Source organism: Amycolatopsis sp. NPDC114478 (assembly GCF_055633805.1).
Map to the genome: position 1 here is coordinate 642396 of NZ_JBVKDO010000003.1, position 17682 is coordinate 660077.

A 17682-nucleotide genomic window follows, 5' to 3' on the forward strand; every position below is an offset into this window, starting at 1 on the left:
CGAGCGTAATCCCGCCTACCGCAGGTGCGCGTCGAACCAGTTCAGGGTGCGTTGCCACGCCTCGGCGGCCGCACCGGGGTCGGCGTCGAAGCGGTGGTTAGCGCCCGGGTAGTGGACGACGTTGGTGGCGACCTTCGCCGACGCCGCCGCGTCACGCAGCCGCTCGACTTCGGCGCCGCCCGCCTCGTCGCCGGCGTCGCCGTACATGCCGAGCCACGGGCTGGTGAGCTTCCCGGCGATCTCGACCAGCGCGGGCAGTTCGGCGGCCTGCTGCCCGCCGACGCTGACGGCAGCGCCCAGCCGGCGGTGCGAAGCGACGACGAGGGTCGCGGTGCCGCCCATGTCGAAGCCCATCACGCCGAGCAGGTCGGCCTGGACGCCGCGGTCGACGAGCCAGGCGAGTGTGATGTCCGTCGCGTCGAGCAGGTCCTGCTGCGTCAGCTCCGCGTTCTCGAGGTGCGGGGTGACGGTCAGCCAGCCCTCGAGCGCGAGGCTGGCGAGCAGCAGCTTGACGCCGTCGGTGACGCCGTCCGCCTCGTGCAGGACCACCAAACCGCCGCGCAGCGACCCCTCGGGTTCCGAAAAGGTCAGCGTCAGGGCCCGGCCGTCGGTGCGCTGGTAGTCCACGGTGCTGGTCGACGTCATTGCGTCACTCAATCACTTGGAGGTGAACGGGAGGAACCCAGTTAAGCAGCTCCTCCGGTCACATACCGCCTGAAGGGAGTCGCGGGGCGGCGGGCGGAAAAGATACGGTGACGGGGTTGTCCCGTTCAATCGGAGGAGCGCCGAAGATGTCGTCCGTGTCCCCCCGTGCCGATCTCGAATCGTTGCCGAAATACATCCCCGGCCGGACGATCGAAGGCGCGATCAAGCTGGCGAGCAACGAGGTGCCCGGCGGCGCGCTGCCGAGCGTCGCGCGGGCGATCGCCGAGGCCGCGGCCGGTATCAACCGCTACCCGGACACCGGCTCGCAGGTGCTGCGCGAGCGGCTGGCGCGCGAGCTGGACGTGCCGGTGGAGCGCGTCGCGATCGGCTGCGGCTCGGTGTCGCTGTGCCAGCAGACGATCCAGGCGGCCTGCGCCCCCGGTGACGAGGTGCTCTTCGGCTGGCGGTCGTTCGAGGCCTACCCGATCGTGACGCAGGTGGCGCACGCGAAGCCGGTGCTGGTCCCGATCACCGAGGGCCAGGAGCTGGACCTCGACGCGATGCTCGCGGCGATCACCGAGCGGACGCGCGTGGTCTTCGTCTGCAACCCCAACAACCCCACCGGCACGGCGATCCGGCGCGCGGAGCTCGAGCGGTTCCTCGACGCGGTCCCGCAGCGCGTGCTGGTGGTGCTGGACGAGGCCTACAAGGAGTTCGTCACCGACGCGCAGGTCCCCGACGGCGTCGAATACACGCGGACGCGGTCGAACGTCATGGTGCTGCGCACGTTCTCGAAGGCGTACGGCCTCGCGGGCCTGCGCGTCGGTTACGCCGTCGCGCCGGAGCCGATCGCGGACGCGCTTCGCCAGGTGTACGTCGCTTTCTCGGTGAACATGCTGGCCCAGGTGGCCGCGCTGGCGTCCCTGGACGCGGCCGACGAGCTGCTCGCGCGCTGCCAGGAGATCGTCGCGGAGCGGGGCCGGGTGCGCGACGCGCTGCTCGAGGCCGGCTACCAGGTGCCCGAGACGCAGGCGAACTTCGTCTGGCTGCCGCTGGGTGACCAGGCGGTGCCGTTCGCCGAGCACGCGCTGGACCGCAAGCTCGTGGTGCGCCCGTTCGCCGGCGACGGCGTGCGCGTGACGATCGGGACCCGCGAGGAGAACGACCTCTTCCTGGCCGCGGCGCGCGACTTCAGCCGCTGAACTGCTTGACGACCAGCTGGACGACGGCGGCGAGGCCGATCACCACGATCACGCCGCGCAGCACCGCCGGCGGCAGCTTCCGGCCGATCTTCGCGCCGAGGAAGCCGCCGGCGGTCGAGCCGACGGCCAGCCACAGCACGACGGGCCAGCTGATCGGCGCGACGAACGCGTAGATCACGCCGGCGACGACGTTCACCACGGCGGCGAGGACGTTCTTGACGCCGTTGAGCTTCTGCAGCGGTTCGGACAGCAGCATGCCCATGACCGCCATCAGCATCACGCCCTGCGCGGCGGTGAAGTAGCCGCCGTAGATGCCGATGAGGAAGATGAAGAACATCAGCAGCGGGCCGGCTTTGTGCTCTTCGCCGTTCTCTTCGCGGCGCTTCGCAACCCACTTCGAGACGCGCGGCTGCACGATCACGAGGATCACGGCGAGGCCGACGAGCACGGGCACCACGGCTTCGAAGGCGTCCTTCGGCAGCGACAGCAGCAGGATGGTGCCGCCGATGGCGCCCAGGAACGACGCGACGGCGAACTTCGCGACCTGCGGCCAGTAGCCGGTGAGCTCGTGCCGGTAGCCCCAGGCACCGCTGAGGGTGCCGGGTGCGAGGCCGATGGCGTTGGACGTCGTCGCGGTCACGGGCGGGTAGCCCAGCGCGACGAGGACGGGGAAGGTCACGAGGGTCCCCGACCCGACGACGGCGTTGATGGTGCCCGCCCAGATCCCGGCGACCACGATGATCACCGCGTGCCACCACGTCATTTAGCACTCACGTGCGGAGCCTAAGCATCTCGGCGCGGGGCCGCGAAGTGGAGGGGCCGAGATGTGGCAGGCGAGACAGTCAGCGTGGCGTGAAGACGCAGAATTCGTTCCCTTCCGGGTCGGCCAGCACGTCCCATTCGATGTCGGTGTCGCGTTCCCGGACCAGGGTCGCGCCGAGCGCCAGCAGCTCGGCCTTGTCGCCGAAGACGTCCAGGTGCATGCGATTCTTGGTCGTCTTCGGTTCCGGGACCGGGTTGATCCAGATCAGCGGCCCGCCGCCCGCCGGGTCGACGATCGGGACCGGCCAGTCGGCCGGCCGTTCGTCGCCGGTCAGGGAGTCTCGGCGGACGTACCCCATCGCGCGGCACCACCAGTCCGCCAGGGCCTGGTGGTCGGCCGCGTCGAGGGCGAGGTCCTTGAACCGCGCGGTCATCGCGCTCCTTCCGGTACGTGGGCGGGCACCACTTCGGAAGTCACCCGCCAGCCGAGCGCGGTGTACAGCCCGCGCCCGGCCTCCGAAGCCAGCAACGCACTCGTTCGCGCGCCGGCCGCGACGCCGAGGCGGTGCATCACCACCCGGCCGAGCCCGCGCCGCCGGTGGGCGGGCTCGGTGATGATCCGGTCGAACACCGCCACGCCGTCGGCCACGGCGACCCAGCCGCGGGCCGCCGGCTCGCCCCCGGACGTCACCGACACGGACCACAACGGCTCCTCACCGCTCACCGCCACCTCGTACGGCGCCGAGACCTCGGCGGGTGGGACGACGCCGTCGAAGGTCATCAGGTACTCCGTGTTCCCCGCCTTCCACTCGGGTGTCAGGCCCGCGAGCACCTCGTCCAGCGCGCCGCACGTCTTCAGCCACGTGCCCGGCTCGGCGACCGCCCGCGCCCGCGTGGCCACCGCCGACGGTGACCGCAGCAGGTAGCGGACGCGGTGGCCGGGCAGGCCGACGTCGACGCGGAAGCCGTCCGGCTCCGCGACCGGCTCCGGTACCGCCCGCGAGACCGCCCAGCCGCGTGCCCACGCCCCCAGGATGTCCATGGCCGTGATCATGACAGGCACCCCCGACAGTTTCCGGAGCTGAGAGGATGGCGGCGTGGACACCGAGCAGGTCTGGAGCGCGACCGTCGACCGGCTGCGGTCGCTGATCGACTCCGGGAAGCTGCCGCCGGGCTCGCGGCTGCCCGCCGAACGCGTCCTGTGCGAGGACCTCGGCATCAGCCGCGGGTCGCTGCGGCAGGCCCTGCGCGTCCTCGACTCGATCGGGTACGTCCGGATCCGCGCGGGCTCCGGCACCTACGTGCGCGAGCAGCAGGAACAGCCGCTGCGGACGTGGTTCACCGAGCACGACCAGCTCGTCGAAAAGCTCTTCGACCTGCGCGCGACCGTCGAGCCGACGCTCGCCGAACGGCTGGCCAGGCAGGCGACCGCGAAGACGGTGAGCCGCCTGGAGGACAACGTCGCCGAGATGGCGCAGGCGGCCGAGGAGGGCGACATGCTGCACGTCATCGCCGCCGACGCCGAGTTCCACCGGGTGATCGCGCAGAACGCGGGCAACGACGACGTCGCCGGGCTGCTGCGCTCGGTCCTCGCCCTGGTCGGCGAGGAGCGCCGGGCGGCGCTGCGGCTGCCGGGCCAGATCCGCAAGGCGGTCGACGACCACCGAGCGATCCTCGACGCGATCCGCCGCGCCGACCCGGCCGCCGCCCGCGAGCTGACGCTGAAGCACCTGGTGGACGCCAAGACGTACGCGCACGACTTCGCCGCGGAGGAACGCTGACGGAGAAGGCCACCATGCCGGCCACGCTCTACGACCCTCGGTGACCGCGCGACCGACGAGCTGGAGCGCTACCGCTTGACGCTGGTGTCCTCTTTGGACGCGGCCCACCGGTCGTGCGGTACCGCTTCTAGCGCGACTCCAACACCCGCGCCACGAACTTGTGCAGCTTCTCCTCCAGCCGCGCGAGGCGTTCGTCCAGGGTGAGCGTCTCGTACGGCTGGGGCACGTCGGACTTCAGCTCTAGGCGCGCGAAGGCGCCTTCGGGTCGCGCCAGCCGAGGAACTCCCGCCGCTCCCAGGGGATTTCCGAAGGCCGGGCGGGCAGCGTCACGCCCTTGGCTTCGCCGCGGTGCAGTTGACGAACGAGGCCCGGACCTCGTCCTGGCCGAGTGGGTCCATGATCCGCACCGTAACGACCGGCCACCGGCGGTGGCCACGCATTTTCGGCCGTACGATCGACGCCGTGCGCAAGATCGCCGTGAAGAACTTCCGGGTCGTGTTGCGCACCAGCCTGGGCTTCGCCGGGCTCGGGATCGGCTCCAGCGTCGCCGGTTCCGGCGTTGTCGCGCTGCTTCTCCTCCTGCAAGGCCTGCCCGAGGACGTCGGGGACCGCGGCTGGGTCCTGGGCCTGACCGCCGCCGCCATCGTGGCCGGGTCGCTGCTCGCCGGGACGCTCTGGACCGCCTGGCTGCAACGGCGGACCGCCATCTGGTTCGTGCTCGGCCGCCCTCCCTCGGAAAGCGAGGCACGCCGGGCCCTGCGGCTGCCCGTCGACATGGCCGTCGTCAGCGGGACGCTCTGGCTGATCGGGACCGTCGTCCTCAGCGTGCTCGCCGGGGTGCTCGGCTCCGGTGCGGACGCCGTCGGCATGGCGACCGTCATCGGGCTCGGCGGCCTCACCACCGTCGGGCTCACCTACCTCGCCGCCGAATGGGTCGCGCGGCCGGTGATGACCATCGCCCTCGACGTCCTGCCGCCGCGGGGGTCGCTGCCCGTCACCGTGCTCACCCGGCTGGTCGTCACCTGGGCGCTGGCCAGCGGCGTCCCCTTCGTCGGCGTCCTGCTCGTCGCCACGCCGCCCGACCTCGGCTCCGGCAACCACACGGCGAGCCTGATCATGCTGTCGGTCATCGGCCTCGGGGTCGGCGCCATCGGGACCGCGCTGCTGGCCCGGGCCGTCGCCGCGCCGCTGCACCGGCTGCGCGTGGCCCTCGACCGGATCGCCCGCGGCGACAACGACGTCATGGTCGACGTCGACGACTCCAGCGAGATCGGCCTGCTCCAGACGTCGGTCAACCAGCTCGCCGCCGGGCTGCGCGAGCAGGCGCGGATGCGGGACCTCTTCGGCCGGCACGTCGGCGCCGACGTCGCCCGGCACGCGCTGGAGTACGGCGCGTCCCTGTCCGGCGACGTCCGCGAGGTCACGGCGTTGTTCGTCGACGTCGTCGACTCGACCGCGCTCGCCTACCGCACCCCGCCCGAAGAGCTGGTGCGGAAGCTGAACCGGCTGTTCGCCGCGGTCGTCTCCGCGGTCAACGCCCGCGGCGGGCTCGTCAACAAGTTCCAGGGCGACGCCGCGCTGTGCATCTTCGGCGCCCCGACCCGGCTCGCGGACGCCCCGACCGCCGCCCTCGCCGCGGCCCGCGCGATCCGGGACGAGGTGTGCGCGGACGGCGAGCTCGACCTCGGCATCGGCGTCTCCAGCGGCCCGGTCTTCGCCGGGCAGCTCGGCACCAGCAGCCGGCTCGAGTACACCGTGATCGGCGACGCCGTCAACGAGGCCGCGCGGCTGACCGAGCTGGCCAAGGCTGTGCCGTCACGCATCCTCGCCAGCGACGCCGTCGTCTCGGCCGCGCTGCCGAGCGAACGCGCGAACTGGGAGAAGCACGGCGAGCTGGAGCTGCGCGGCCGCCAGGAGGCGACGCCGACCTGGACGGCCGGCCCGGAACCTCAGGACAGCTGACCCAGATCCGGCCAGCGCAGCACCGTCGAGCCCCAGGTCAGGCCCGCGCCGAACGCGCTGAGCAGCACGCGGTGGCCGGGCGCGAGGGTGCCGTCGGCGCGGGCGTCGGCCAGGGCGAGCGGGATCGACGCGGCGCTGGTGTTGCCGACGCGGTCGATGTTGGCGACGACGGCGTCGGCCGGCATGCCGAGCTGCTTCGCCGTCGCCTGCAGGATCCGGATGTTCGCCTGGTGCCCGACGAAGCGGTCGACGTCGCCGACCATCCAGCCCGCGCGGTCCAGGACGGTCCGCGACGACTCGGCCATCCGCGCGCAGGCGTGCCGGAACACCGCAGTGCCCTGCATCGCGAGGAAGCGGTCGCTCGGCTGGTCGGACAGCCGCCGCCGCGCGCCGCCGGCCTCGACCCACAGCAGGTCGGCGTGCTCGCCCTCGCTGTGCAGGTCGAACGGGCCGAACGCGCCGGGCTCATCGGGCTCGCCCGCGCGCAGCAGGACCGCGCCCGCGCCGTCGCCGAAGATCGGGACGGTCGTGCGGTCCGCGGGGTCGATGAGCGTGGTGAAGGTGTCGGCGCCGATCACCAGGACGCGCTCGGCGAGGCCGCCCGCGATGAAGCCGGCGGCCGTGGCCAGCGCGTAGACGAAGCCGCTGCAGACGGCGTTGACGTCGAAGGCCGCGGCCGTGCCGAGCCCGAGCCGGGCGGCGACCTGCGGCGCGCTCGCCGGGCAAGGCTGGTCCGGCGTCGACGTCGCCAGGACGACGACGTCGGCGGAGCCACCCGCGAGCGCTTCGCGGCCCGCCCCGACCGCGAGGTCCACAGTGGACTCATCCGGCCCCGCGACGCGGCGTTCGCGGATGCCGGTGCGGGTCCGGATCCACTCGTCCGTGGTGTCGAGCCGGGCGGCGATCTCGTGGTTGTCCAGGACTTTCGTCGGCAACCACGAACCGAGGCCGGTCAGCACGGCGGCAGGTGCGGGCACGGGAGAGCCTCCCCACGCCGGCGGGTAGGCGGAGCGACCGGCTGGTCTTCCACTTCTATGGGCTACCCCCTGGTAGACCGGTCAGTTGTGTTCCAGGTCACGAAAAAAGTTGTTTCACTTTCCCCTCGGACGGAGTAGTGAGCGGCGTCACGGTGGAGTGAGCCGGGAGCGAACTCGCCGCAAATCGTCGGGGGTGCCGGTTAGCCTGCTGGAGTGCAGACACCCGACCTCGACCAGCTGGACATCGCCATCCTCGCCTGCCTCCAGGAGGACGCCCGCACCATCGCCGAGACGATCGGCGCGAAGGTCGGCCTCTCCGCCGCGGCGGTGCAACGGCGGATCAAGCGGCTGCGCGAGGCGGGCGTCATCGAGCGCGAGGTCGCGGTGCTGTCGCCGGAGGCGCTCGGGCTGAGCATGACGTTCGTGGTCATGGTCGAGCTGGAGCGGGAGAACCTCGCGGTCCTGGACGCGTTCCGCCGCCAGGTCCTGGCCGACGACTGCGTCCAGCAGTGCTACTACGTCACCGGCAACGCCGACTTCGTGCTGGTCGTGACGTGCCCGGACATGGCGGGCTTCGAGGCGTTCACGCGCCGGATGTTCTTCGACAACCCGAACGTCCGGCACTTCACGACGAGCGTGGCGATGGACCGGGTGAAGGTCGGGCTCAGCCTGCCGCTCGGCCCCTGAGGCGTCACCACGCGTCGCCGTTCGAGCGCAAGGTGTACGTGCCCGGCGTTACACCACAATGGACGGATGCAACCGATCAAGTGAACGTGAGAGTTTCTTCGTCATGACCGTCGGGCCTGGTCATCTCCTCCTCGAACAGTTCGCGCCGCGCGAACCGCCACCGGACTCCAGGAGGGGCCATGCAGACCGACGCCGTTCACCAGAGCCAGTTCGTGGTGCTGAACGAAAGCACCACGCCCGTCCTGTCCCGCCTGTCCTACCACGCCGACGAGCCGTTCGCGGTCACCGTCGCGTTCCGGACCGAGCGCGGCCGGTGGATCGAGTGGACCTTCGCGCGTGACCTCCTGGTGGACGGCCTCGACGAGCCGGCCGGCCTCGGGGACGTCCGGATCCGCCCGGATCTGTCCGAAGACGAAGACTTCCTGACCCTGGAAATCGAGTCACCGGACGGCTATGCGTCGTTCGAGCTCGAAGTCGAGGACGTCCGCACGTTCCTCGACGCGTCCTACGAACTGGTGCCGCTCGGCGAGGAGAGCGCGCACTTCGACGTCGACGGGCTGATCGAGGAGATCAGCAACGTCTGACCCCTGACCTCCCAATCCCGCGGCGAGGACGAAGGGCGGGTTTCGAGTGCGCTGGAGGCACTCGAAACCCGCCCTTTCGCTGTTCCAACCGAAAGTCAGCTGGTCTTCAGGGTGGTGCCGGTGCCGGAAAGCGCGCCGGCGATCGGGTAGAAGTACGTCACGCTGGTGTTGCCGCCGGACAGGACGCCCTGCGCGTAGTTGCCGGCGATGAAGCCGCCGCCGGAGTCACCGGCCGCCGAGTGGACGTTGGTCGCGGTCATGCCGTTGACCGTGCCCTCGGAGTAGCGGACGCTCTGGTTCTTCGCGCCGATGGTGCCGCAGGTCCAGCCGGTGGTCGAGCCGGCCTTGCAGACCGACGAGCCGGTCGCCGCGTTCGACGACCCGCGCACCGCGGTCCCGTTGTTCATCTGCGCGACCGGGGTCCAGCTGCTGTTGGTCCGGACCGCCGCGTAGTCGACACCCGGGAAGCGGTAGGTGATCCAGCTGCCGAGCGCGGCGCCGTTCGACCCCGTCAGCGAGCCGCCGCCGGTGAGCGCGCCGCAGTGGCCGGCGGTGACGAAGCCGGTCGTGGTCGCGAAACCGACCGAGCAGCGCGCCGAGCCGCCGATGTAGTAGGCGTCCCCACCGCGGATGTTGGCGTGCAGCGTCGGCTTCGCGGTCGCGTCGAGGATCGTGACCGACGACTTGTCCACACCGGACCGCGCGAGGAACGCGTCGGCCGCGGCGCGCTGGCCCTGCAGGACGGAAAGCGTGACGCGGTTGGTGACGGAGTCCACGCCCCAGCCGGTGATCGCGTACGGCGCCGTGGCGTCGAGCGCCTTGAACCTGTCCACAGTGGAGTCGAGCTGGCGGGCGCTGAACTTCACGACCTCCGCCTCGGCGCCGGACGCCTGGATCTTGCCGACCGACGCGGCGTCCGTCGTCTGGATGCGCGCCTTGCCCGTGGCGGCGTTGTAGGTGGCGCCGCCGAAGGCGTCGCCGAGCGTCGCGCTGACGGCCTCGGTGACCTTGTTCGCGACGTCTTCGCTCTTCAGCCGCGTCAGCACCTGGTCGTGGGTCAGGCCCAGGTCGCGCTGCATGGCGGGCACGATGTCCGGGTTCAGCAGGTCCTGGCCCGACGCGGGGACGGCGATGGAGACGAGCGCGCCCGTCATCATCACCGCGGCGGCAGCGGCACCGAAGAGTCTGGCGATCTTCATGCTTCTCCCTAGGTGGTTACGCGCGGCTCTGCACCGGCCACGCAGTGGTACTCCCCCGGGTGAGGGTCCCCGCAGTGGGCGTTACGGTGCAATCCGGACGCCCGGCGAATGGGTATACGCATTCACCCCGGACGAATCCCCTGCTCCAAGCGGTCCCGAACGGCGGCTGTCACCCGGTCGGACAGGTCCTTAAGTAGGGTTTCCGTGAACTACTTTCAGTAGCCGACACACCGCCCGGAACGTGTTAAGCACCGCCGTAACGTGCTGATCGCCGAAGTTTCGTACGCGCGGTGACCCCGGACCGGTGGATCCCGCGGCAAACCGGTGACAGCGGGTAGGCGGACGTGTGACGGCGGTACCGACCACCTATTCGGTTAATGGTTTACGGAGCGTCGAGCGCTGCTTAGGCTCCCGCGCACACCCCGGTAGGCGTCGAGGAGGTCCGTATGTGGCTCACGGCTCCCCGCCCCACCTCGGTGAGCGTCCGGTCGGGACCCGCCCGGCTGACCGGCCGCGACCCCGAGCTCGACGCCATCGTCGACGTGCTCAAGCGGCGCCCGGCCGCCGTGCTCATCGAGGGCGAGCCCGGCATGGGCCGCACCCGGTTGCTCACGGAGATCGGGCGCCGCAAGGAGTTCGACGGCGGCCGCGTGCTCACCGGCGCCTGCCAGCCGCTGCGGGAACCGTTCCCCTACGGGCCCGTCTTGGAAGCGCTTCGCTCGGTCGGCGACGCGCCGCTGGGGCCGCTCAGCCCCGTCGCCGGCGTGCTGCGGCCGTTGCTGCCGGAGCTCGCGGAAGCGCTTCCTCCGCGGCCCGAACCCCTCCCCGACCCGGTCGCCGAACGCCACCGCGTCTTCCGCGCGGTGCGAGAGCTCCTCCAGGCCTGCGGACCGACGCTCGTCCTGATCGACGACCTCCAGTGGGCCGACGAAGACACCCGTGACCTCATGCGGTTCCTGGCCGGCTCGATGCCGCCGGAACTGGCCGTGGTGGCCACCTTCCGGTCGGCGACCGACGCTGGGGCTGTGACGTGGAGTGCGCCCTTCCGGACCGACCCGGCCGTCCACTCCGCGCGGGTCGCGCTCGGCGCGCTCGACGTCACCGCCGTGCGCGCGCTCGCGGCCGAAATCCTCGAACTGCCCCGCGTCACCGACGAGTTCGCGGCGAAGCTGCACGAGTGCACCGCCGGGATCCCGTTCGTGGCCGAGGAAACCCTGCGGGCCCTGCGCGAAGCGGCCGAGCGGCTGCCGGTCGGCGAGGTCCTCTCCGACCGGATGCTGGAGAACCTCGAAGTGCCGGTGCTGCTGCGGGAAGCCGTCACCGAACGGCTGGCCGCGCTGCCGGCGCCGGCGGTGCAGCTGGCCGGCGCGGCCGCGGTGCTGGGCGTCGGCGCCGAAGCCGCCGTGCTCGGCGAACTCGCCGGCCTGTCCGGCGACGCCCTCCGCACCGCGCTGCTCGCCGCGTTGTCCGGCGGGGTGCTCGGCGAGGTCGGCGACAGCAAGTACGGCTTCCGGCACCCGTTGGCGCGCAAGGCGGTCTACGACACGGTGACCGGACCCGAACGCGCGTTGTTGCACGCGCAGGCGATCCGCGTGCTCGCCGCGCAGCCGTCCCCGCCGCTCACGCTGCTGGCCCGCCACTCCCGCGCGGCCGGCCGCGTCGACCAGTGGCGGCACTACGCCGAAGCCGCCGCGGACGAGGCCGTCACCCGCGGCGAGACGTCCCGCGCGATCGACCTCCTGCAGTCGGTGCTCGCCGAGCCCGGCCCGGCGCAGTCGGACACCGGGCGCGTCGCCGGCAAGCTGAGCCAGGTCGCGTTGCGCGGCTTCCGCCCCGACGTGATCGGCACGCTGCAGCGCGTCCTCGAAGAGGTGACGCTGCCGCCGTCGGTCCGGGGCTCGATCCGGCTGAGCCTCGGCATGCTGCAGGTCCGGACCATCGGCGGGCTCGGCCGCGGCCGCCTCGAGGTGGAACGCGCGATCGGCGAGCTGACCGACCGGCCCGACCTCGCCGCCCGCGGGATCACGCTGCTCGCCCAGCCGATCGACGGGCTGACGCCGGTGTCGTGGCACGAGTCCTGGCGCGCCCGCGCGGGTGAGGTCTACGACCGGCTCGACGACCCCGAGCTGCGGCTCGCGCTGACCGCCGACCGCATCGCGGCGGCGTCGCACGTCGGCGACGGCTCGGCGTGGGCGGAGTTCGAGGCCCTGCCGGACACCGTCGGCACGGTCGCCGAGCGCGTCCAGCTGGCCCGGCTGTGGTGCAACCTCGCCGACGGCCAGTCGTGGGCGGGTCACCTCGACCGCGCGGAACGGCTGGTGACCGAGGGCGTCCGGCGCGCGACCGACGCGGGCGCGCTGTACGCGATCGGCCTGATCCAGGGCACCCGCGTCCGGCTGGACTGGGTGCGCGGGCGCTGGACCGGGCTCGCCGAAGCCGCCGAGCAGCTGCGGGACAGCTACCCGGAGCTGGGCCCGATCGTCATGGAGTCGTCGCTGGTGCTCGGCGGGCTCGCGGCCGTGCGCGGGGAGTTCGCCGCCGCGCAGCGGCACCTGACCGCGGCGAGCGTGCACGCGCCGGACCGCGGGCCGATCCCGGTGGTGCTGTCGGCCGCCGGGGTGCTGATCTCGGTGCTGCTGGCGACCGACGACGTCGACGGCGCGTGCGCGGTGGCCGACACGGCGGTGGCCGCGGCCGGGCGCAAGGGCGTCTGGATCTGGGCGGCGGCGCTGGTTCCGGCGGCGGCGCAGGCGTACGCGCGGGCCGGGCGCTGGCCCGAGGCCGACAGCGTGGTCGAGGCGTTCGCCCGCGGGATCGAGGGCCGGGACGCGCCGGTGGCCTCGGCCGCGTTGGTGGCCGGCCGAGCGGTGCTACTGGAAGCGCGCGGCAAGCACCTGGCCGCGGCGACGCTGTTCGACGAGGCCGCGTCCGGGTACGCGGCGCTGCCGATGCCGTACCCGGCGACGGCCATGCGGGAGCGGGCGGCGATGTGCCGGCTCGCCGCGGGCAACCGGGACGCCGTCGAAGAGCTGACCGCGGCGGCCGAGGCGTATGAGCAGCTGGGCGCCACCCGCGACGCCGGACGCTGCCGGCATCAGCTGCGCGAGCACGGCGCGTGGGCGCCATCGCAACGCGGGCGGCGCGGGTACGGCAGCGAGTTGTCGCCGCGGGAACGCGAAGTCGCACGGATGCTCGCCGAAGGCCGGACGAACCGGGAAATCGCCGACGGGCTGTTCCTCTCGCCGCGCACGGTCGAGCAGCACGTCGCCAAGGTGCTGCGGAAACTCGGCGCCCGCTCCCGGACGGACGTGGCGCGGAAGCTGCCCGGCGAAGTGACGACCGCCCCGGCTTCCTGACAACACGCTGAGTGCGGAGCGTGGCGGCCGGAGCACCGCCGCCCTACGTTGAGCGCGTGACAGAAGAGGCACTTCCCGCCTGGCGCCGGCGGACCTCCGGGGAGACGCGCTGGCCCGCGATGGGTGTCGTCGTCGCCACCCTCGTGCTGCAGGTCGTCCTGCCCGGCGACATGGCGCTGCACCCGCGCTGGCTGCTGCCCGCCGTCTCCGGACTGCTCGTCGTCGCGCTGCTGCTCGCCAACCCGGGCCGGATGACGCAGTTCAGCGCCGTCGAACGGGTCATCTCGCTGCTGCTCGTCGCCGCCGTGACGGCCGTGAACGGATTTTCCGCGGTGACGCTCGTCTACGCCATCGCGACCGGCTCGATCGGCGATCGCGCCGGCGCCGTGCTGGTCACCGGCGGGATCGTCTACTGGACGAACGTCGTCGCCTTCTCGCTCTGGTACTGGGAATTCGACCGGGGCGGCCCGGGCCGGCGGGCCGCAGGCCGGGCGGAGTTCCCCGACCTGCAGTTCCCGCAGATGGCCGACCCGGACCTGGCGCACCAGGACTGGGAACCGTCCTACCTGGACTACCTCTACTTCTCGTTCACCAACGCCGCCGCCTTCAGCCCCACCGACGTCATGCCGCTGCGGATCTGGGCGAAGATGACGATGATGCTGCAGGCCGTCATCTCGCTCATCCTGGCGTTGATGGTGGTCTCGTGGGCGATCAACAACCTGAAGTGAGTCAGTGGCGGGAGATGGTGAAGCTCTGGCCGTCCGAGCCGGTCGCGCCCGGAATCCAGGTGTTCGTGCCGCGGTCGTCCGCGTTCAGCGCGGACGGGCCGGTCGAGGCCAGGTTCGTCCCGTTGAACTTGACGCCGGTGAACGTGACGCCGCCGGAGATCGTCGGGTAGGAGTCGGTCGGCGACTCGATGATCGCCTCCGCCGACGCGTGCCTCGACGTCAGCGACTTCGTGGTGGACTTGGACCAGCCCTTGGTCGTGTCGGACAGGTCCAGCCGGTAGGTGTTCGTGGCCGTGCGCGTCACGGTCGCGGTGATGTGGTCGCCCGCGCTGACCGACACGTTGTAGTACACCGGCGCGGCCGGGTACATCTCGTACCAGGCGGAGTACACCGGACGGCCGCTGGAGCAGTCCGTCTCGACGCCGGTCTGTTCCACTGTGGACGATCCGTCGCCGTCGATGCCGACCCAGGGCGCGAACAGGTCGTTGGTCGACCGGCAGCTCACCGACGGCTCGGTCCAGCTCGCCGTCGCCGTCGTGAAGCTGCCGAAGCTGACGTAACCGCCCCAGTTGCCGCCGGAGAACTGGTGGCCATGGAAGTGCGAGCCGTACTCGACCGCGGCGTGGGCGGTGCCGGAGACGGCGAGGCCGGCGGCGGCCGCGGCGACCGCCGTGAGGACGCGGGCAGCACGCGACGAAAGGATTCGGGACATGCGGGGACTCCGTTCACCGATGGGGACCGGGAAAACCGTGTCCCCAAGTGTTGGATCCGCACCGCCGGGAAGGTAGCTACTTTCGAAGGGTCTTCACATTCCGGGAAATAGTCACCAGTTTGCCGGAATTGCACGGGAATGAACGAAAAGACCCGTGAAGGCCTCCGCGGGGGAAGAGGCCTTCACGGGTCCATGACGCTCACCTACCGCCCGGTCAGGTGAGCGGGGCTGCTAGCCCTGTTTCGCGGCCGCGTCGACGAACTCGGTCGTGTAGGTCTTCGACAGGTCGATCGAGTCCTTCTTCGGCTGCACGTTCTTCGAAAAGCTCGAAAGCACCTCGAGCACGTTCTTCGCGCCGGCGGCGTCCATCTTGCCGTCGCCGTTGAACATCCCGATGCTGTCCTTGACGGACTTGATGTACAGCGCCTTGTCACCGCCGCTGTAGGACGGCGGCATCTTCGCCGCGATCTCCTCCGGGCTGTGCTGGTCGATCCACTTCAGCGTGGCCACGAAGGCGTTGGCCAGCTTCTGCACGGCGTCCTTGTTCCGGTCCACGAAGTCGCAGCTCATGTACAGCGACGACGCGGGGTACAGCCCGCCCAGCGCGGCCTTCGTGCCCTCTTCCGTCCGCAGGTCGTACAGCACCTTCGCCTTGCCCGTGTTGGTCAGCTGCGCGATCGTCGGGTCGGTCGTCATGCCGCCGTCGATGCCGCCGTTGTCCAGGCTCGCGATGAACGTCTGCCCGGCGCCGACCTTCACCGGCGTGTACTGGTCGGCCCCGACGCCCGCCTTCGCCGCCAGCGCCTTCGTGAGGAAGTCGGTGGACGACCCGAGCGAGGTGACGCCCAGCTTCTTGCCCTTGAAGTCGGCCGAGCTCTTGATCGCGTCGGCGTGCGCGGTGCCGACAACCTCGGCCTCGCCCGGGATGTTGGCCAGCTGGACCACGCTCTTGATGCACTGGTCCTTGGCCTGCAGGTCGATCGTGTGGTCGTAGAACCCGACCACGCCCTGCACCTGCCCGGCGACGAGCGCGGTCTCGGCGTTGGCGCCCGACTGCTCGCTCTGCAGCTCGACGTCGATGCCCTGCGCGGCGAAGTTGCCGAGCTGCTGGGTGAGCATCGCGGGCAGGTAGATGACCTTCTCCAGGCCACCGACCATGATCGTGACCTTCGGCTTGCCCCCCTCGCCCGTCGCGGCGGTGCGGGAGTCCTGGCAGGCGGTGGTCAGCGCCGCCACCACGGTCAGCGCGGTGAGCGCGCCGGCGATTCGGCGAATCCTCATCGATTCGGTCCTTTCAGATGACGGTCTGGCTGGAGGTGGACATCGAGGGCCGCCACCGCAGCAGCCGGTTCTCGAGGTTTCCGATGCCCCACTCGGCGACCAGTGCGACGACGGTGATGATGATCATGGCGGCGTAGATGCCCGCCGAATCGAACGTGCCCTGCGCGTTCGAGATGAGGAAGCCGATGCCCGCCTTGGACCCGGCGTACTCGCCGACGACCGCGCCGATCAGCGCGAAGCCGAACGCGGTGTGCAGCGAAGACAGGATCCACGACGTCGCGCTCGGCAGCACGATCGCCTTGATCACCTGCATCCGGCCGGCGCCGAGGATCCGCGCGTTGTCGATCAGGTTGCGGTCCACTTCGCGAGCGCCGGTGAAGGCGTTGAAGAACACCACGAAGAACACCAGCACGACGACGGTGGCGACCTTCGACGCCAGCCCGAGGCCGAACCAGATGACGAACAGCGAGGCGAGCACGATGCGCGGGACCGCGTTGGCGGCCTTGATGAACGGCGCGAGCACGTCGGCCAGGTACCGGCTGCGGCCCAGGACCACGCCGAAGATCACGCCGGCGACCGCACCGATGGCGAAGCCGACCAAGGCCTCCTCGACGGTGACCCACAGCTGGTACCAGAGCGAGCCGAAGTCGGTGCCGCTGGTGACCCACTCGACCAGCCGCAGCCAGATGCGCGACGGCTTCGAGTAGAAGAACGGGTCGATCCAGTAGGTGGCGGTCAGCTCCCAGCTGCCGAGCCAGGCGACCACCAGCGCCAGCCGCAGCAGCCAGGTGTTGCGCCGGCGGCGGGACGTCGCTCGCTTGGCCCTCGTGAGGATGTCCTGCTCGGTTTCCAGCACCGGCAGCGAAGTGGCCGGGGCCGCGGGGGTCTCAAGCGACATTGGTCGCTCCCTTCTGGCGGGCCTTGTCGACCTCGCTGCGCAGCGATTCCCAGATGTCGGCGTAGAGCTTGCGGAACTCGTCGGTGAGCCGGAGGTCCTCGACCTTCCGCGGCCGCTCCAGGGGAATCTCGAAAACGTCCTTCACGGTGGCCGGCGACGACGTCAGCACGACGACCTTGTCCGACAGCGCGATCGCCTCGTCGAGGTCGTGCGTCACGAAGATGACCGCCGCACCCGAGCCGGACCACAGCCGCAGCAGCTCGTCCTGCATCAGCGCCCGCGTCTGGACGTCCAGTGCCGAGAACGGCTCGTCCATCAGCATGATCTTCGGCTTGGTGACCAGCGTCTGGGCCAACGCGACGCGCTTGCGCATGCCGCCGGAGAGCTGGTGCGGGTAGTACTTCTCGAACCCGGCGAGCCCGACGCGGGCGATCCAGTCGACGGCCTGCGCGCGGGCCTCGGCCTTCGGCACGCCGCGGAAGCGCGGGCCGGAAGCGACGTTGTCGAGCACCGAACGCCACGGCATCACCGCGTCGGTCTGGAACATGTAGCCGACACCGTCCGGAATGGACTTCACGTCCTCGCCGTTCACCTGCACCCGGCCGGCGGACGGCGGCTGCAGGCCGGAGACCAACGAGAGCGTCGTCGACTTGCCGCACCCCGTGGGTCCGACGACGGCGACGAACTCGCCGGGCTGCACGGTCATGGTCAGGTCGCGGACGGCCGTGTGCACGGAACCGGACCCGCTCGGGAACCGTTTGGTGGCTCCGGTGAGTTCGATCAGTGGGGGAACCATGGGGAGTGACTCCTTCGTCACGTGGTGGGGCTCACGTTGGGAAGGGACGTTAAGTACGTGTGGCGCCCGCGTGAAGCTTGTCGACGTTCTGCGTGGCAAGTGCGCGTTCTGA

Annotated in this window: 18 protein-coding genes; 7 read left to right on the plus strand and 11 right to left on the minus strand. The window is 71.2% G+C overall.

Going from position 1 to position 17682, the window contains the following annotated elements:
- Positions 1 to 15: 15 nt before the first annotated feature.
- A complete protein-coding gene (locus ACZ7OH_RS12145; RefSeq protein WP_470280814.1) occupies positions 16 to 645 on the minus strand; it encodes a dienelactone hydrolase family protein in 630 nt (209 codons plus the stop codon).
- 146 nt (positions 646 to 791) lie between these two features.
- Between ACZ7OH_RS12145 and hisC the strand changes: the two genes are divergently transcribed.
- Positions 792 to 1847 (plus strand): histidinol-phosphate transaminase, encoded by a 1056-nt coding sequence (gene hisC / locus ACZ7OH_RS12150; protein WP_470280815.1) that lies wholly within the window; start codon positions 792 to 794, stop codon positions 1845 to 1847.
- Here the strand turns inward: hisC and ACZ7OH_RS12155 are convergent.
- The 3 genes from ACZ7OH_RS12155 to ACZ7OH_RS12165 all read right to left on the minus strand — a co-directional run bounded on the left by ACZ7OH_RS12155 (position 1837) and on the right by ACZ7OH_RS12165 (position 3663).
- Positions 1837 to 2610, minus strand: a complete 774-nt coding sequence (locus tag ACZ7OH_RS12155) for a sulfite exporter TauE/SafE family protein (RefSeq protein ID WP_400901399.1) — start codon at positions 2608 to 2610, stop codon at positions 1837 to 1839. The two genes, hisC and ACZ7OH_RS12155, sit on opposite strands and share 11 nt — an antisense overlap.
- Positions 2611 to 2689: 79 nt before the next feature.
- Complete coding sequence (locus ACZ7OH_RS12160; RefSeq protein ID WP_470280816.1) at positions 2690 to 3043, minus strand: VOC family protein; 354 nt, start codon at positions 3041 to 3043, stop codon at positions 2690 to 2692.
- The gene (locus ACZ7OH_RS12165; RefSeq protein ID WP_470280817.1) at positions 3040 to 3663 is read right to left on the minus strand and encodes a GNAT family N-acetyltransferase; all 624 of its coding nucleotides are present in this window, start codon (positions 3661 to 3663) and stop codon (positions 3040 to 3042) included. The genes ACZ7OH_RS12160 and ACZ7OH_RS12165 overlap by 4 nt, the downstream gene beginning before the upstream one ends.
- A 43-nt stretch (positions 3664 to 3706) precedes the next feature.
- On the opposite strand from ACZ7OH_RS12165, the gene ACZ7OH_RS12170 reads away from it, so the two are divergent.
- On the plus strand, positions 3707 to 4390 hold the full coding sequence (locus ACZ7OH_RS12170) for a FadR/GntR family transcriptional regulator (protein WP_470280818.1): 684 nt from the start codon (positions 3707 to 3709) through the stop codon (positions 4388 to 4390).
- Between the two features lie 240 nt (positions 4391 to 4630).
- Here ACZ7OH_RS12170 and ACZ7OH_RS12175 read toward each other — a convergent pair whose 3' ends face one another.
- Positions 4631 to 4813 carry an FBP domain-containing protein gene (locus ACZ7OH_RS12175; protein WP_470280819.1) on the minus strand — a complete coding sequence of 61 codons (183 nt, stop codon included), beginning with the start codon at positions 4811 to 4813 and terminating at the stop codon, positions 4631 to 4633.
- Positions 4814 to 4852: 39 nt separating this feature from the next.
- On the opposite strand from ACZ7OH_RS12175, the gene ACZ7OH_RS12180 reads away from it, so the two are divergent.
- Positions 4853 to 6352: an adenylate/guanylate cyclase domain-containing protein gene (locus ACZ7OH_RS12180; RefSeq protein WP_470280820.1), complete on the plus strand. Its 1500-nt coding sequence runs from the start codon at positions 4853 to 4855 to the stop codon at positions 6350 to 6352.
- Here the strand turns inward: ACZ7OH_RS12180 and ACZ7OH_RS12185 are convergent.
- Positions 6340 to 7329 (minus strand): beta-ketoacyl-ACP synthase III, encoded by a 990-nt coding sequence (locus ACZ7OH_RS12185; RefSeq protein WP_400901411.1) that lies wholly within the window; start codon positions 7327 to 7329, stop codon positions 6340 to 6342. The two genes, ACZ7OH_RS12180 and ACZ7OH_RS12185, sit on opposite strands and share 13 nt — an antisense overlap.
- A 213-nt stretch (positions 7330 to 7542) precedes the next feature.
- Here ACZ7OH_RS12185 and ACZ7OH_RS12190 point away from each other — a divergent pair, with 213 nt between their 5' ends.
- Entirely contained in the window at positions 7543 to 8016 is a 474-nt protein-coding gene (locus tag ACZ7OH_RS12190; protein ID WP_400901413.1) for an Lrp/AsnC family transcriptional regulator, read from the plus strand.
- A 179-nt stretch (positions 8017 to 8195) separates the two neighbouring features.
- Positions 8196 to 8600 (plus strand): SsgA family sporulation/cell division regulator, encoded by a 405-nt coding sequence (locus ACZ7OH_RS12195; protein WP_400901415.1) that lies wholly within the window; start codon positions 8196 to 8198, stop codon positions 8598 to 8600.
- 95 nt (positions 8601 to 8695) lie between these two features.
- Here the strand turns inward: ACZ7OH_RS12195 and ACZ7OH_RS12200 are convergent, their stop codons facing one another.
- Complete coding sequence (locus ACZ7OH_RS12200) at positions 8696 to 9799, minus strand: S1 family peptidase (protein WP_470280821.1); 1104 nt, start codon at positions 9797 to 9799, stop codon at positions 8696 to 8698.
- 446 nt (positions 9800 to 10245) lie between these two features.
- Between ACZ7OH_RS12200 and ACZ7OH_RS12205 the strand changes: the two genes are divergently transcribed.
- Both ACZ7OH_RS12205 and ACZ7OH_RS12210 read left to right on the plus strand, forming a co-directional pair.
- Positions 10246 to 13155 (plus strand): ATP-binding protein, encoded by a 2910-nt coding sequence (locus ACZ7OH_RS12205; protein ID WP_470280822.1) that lies wholly within the window; start codon positions 10246 to 10248, stop codon positions 13153 to 13155.
- A 119-nt stretch (positions 13156 to 13274) separates the two neighbouring features.
- On the plus strand, positions 13275 to 13883 hold the full coding sequence (locus ACZ7OH_RS12210; RefSeq protein ID WP_470280883.1) for a hypothetical protein: 609 nt from the start codon (positions 13275 to 13277) through the stop codon (positions 13881 to 13883).
- Position 13884: 1 nt separating this feature from the next.
- On the opposite strand, the gene ACZ7OH_RS12215 is transcribed toward ACZ7OH_RS12210, so the two are convergent.
- The 4 genes from ACZ7OH_RS12215 to ACZ7OH_RS12230 all read right to left on the minus strand — a co-directional run bounded on the left by ACZ7OH_RS12215 (position 13885) and on the right by ACZ7OH_RS12230 (position 17570).
- Complete coding sequence (locus ACZ7OH_RS12215) at positions 13885 to 14595, minus strand: G1 family glutamic endopeptidase (RefSeq protein ID WP_470280823.1); 711 nt, start codon at positions 14593 to 14595, stop codon at positions 13885 to 13887.
- Positions 14596 to 14826: 231 nt separating this feature from the next.
- On the minus strand, positions 14827 to 15876 hold the full coding sequence (locus ACZ7OH_RS12220; RefSeq protein ID WP_470280824.1) for an ABC transporter substrate-binding protein: 1050 nt from the start codon (positions 15874 to 15876) through the stop codon (positions 14827 to 14829).
- 13 nt (positions 15877 to 15889) lie between these two features.
- Positions 15890 to 16774, minus strand: coding sequence for an ABC transporter permease (locus tag ACZ7OH_RS12225; RefSeq protein WP_470280825.1), 885 nt, complete (start codon positions 16772 to 16774; stop codon positions 15890 to 15892).
- Positions 16764 to 17570, minus strand: coding sequence for an ABC transporter ATP-binding protein (locus tag ACZ7OH_RS12230; protein WP_470280826.1), 807 nt, complete (start codon positions 17568 to 17570; stop codon positions 16764 to 16766). Before ACZ7OH_RS12230 ends, ACZ7OH_RS12225 begins: the two co-directional genes overlap by 11 nt.
- Between the last annotated feature and the right edge of the window lie 112 nt (positions 17571 to 17682).

What these genes read in the sequence shown, in the direction of transcription:
- ACZ7OH_RS12145 (WP_470280814.1), bottom strand. Translation starts at nt 645, where the DNA reads ATGACGTCGACCAGCACCGTGGACTACCAGCGCACCGACGGCCGGGCC.
- hisC (WP_470280815.1), top strand. Translation starts at nt 792, where the DNA reads ATGTCGTCCGTGTCCCCCCGTGCCGATCTCGAATCGTTGCCGAAATAC.
- ACZ7OH_RS12155 (WP_400901399.1), bottom strand. Translation starts at nt 2,610, where the DNA reads ATGACGTGGTGGCACGCGGTGATCATCGTGGTCGCCGGGATCTGGGCG.
- ACZ7OH_RS12160 (WP_470280816.1), bottom strand. Translation starts at nt 3,043, where the DNA reads ATGACCGCGCGGTTCAAGGACCTCGCCCTCGACGCGGCCGACCACCAG.
- ACZ7OH_RS12165 (WP_470280817.1), bottom strand. Translation starts at nt 3,663, where the DNA reads ATGATCACGGCCATGGACATCCTGGGGGCGTGGGCACGCGGCTGGGCG.
- ACZ7OH_RS12195 (WP_400901415.1), top strand. Translation starts at nt 8,196, where the DNA reads ATGCAGACCGACGCCGTTCACCAGAGCCAGTTCGTGGTGCTGAACGAA.
- ACZ7OH_RS12200 (WP_470280821.1), bottom strand. Translation starts at nt 9,799, where the DNA reads ATGAAGATCGCCAGACTCTTCGGTGCCGCTGCCGCCGCGGTGATGATG.
- ACZ7OH_RS12205 (WP_470280822.1), top strand. Translation starts at nt 10,246, where the DNA reads ATGTGGCTCACGGCTCCCCGCCCCACCTCGGTGAGCGTCCGGTCGGGA.
- ACZ7OH_RS12210 (WP_470280883.1), top strand. Translation starts at nt 13,275, where the DNA reads ATGGGTGTCGTCGTCGCCACCCTCGTGCTGCAGGTCGTCCTGCCCGGC.
- ACZ7OH_RS12215 (WP_470280823.1), bottom strand. Translation starts at nt 14,595, where the DNA reads ATGTCCCGAATCCTTTCGTCGCGTGCTGCCCGCGTCCTCACGGCGGTC.
- ACZ7OH_RS12220 (WP_470280824.1), bottom strand. Translation starts at nt 15,876, where the DNA reads ATGAGGATTCGCCGAATCGCCGGCGCGCTCACCGCGCTGACCGTGGTG.
- ACZ7OH_RS12225 (WP_470280825.1), bottom strand. Translation starts at nt 16,774, where the DNA reads ATGTCGCTTGAGACCCCCGCGGCCCCGGCCACTTCGCTGCCGGTGCTG.
- ACZ7OH_RS12230 (WP_470280826.1), bottom strand. Translation starts at nt 17,570, where the DNA reads ATGGTTCCCCCACTGATCGAACTCACCGGAGCCACCAAACGGTTCCCG.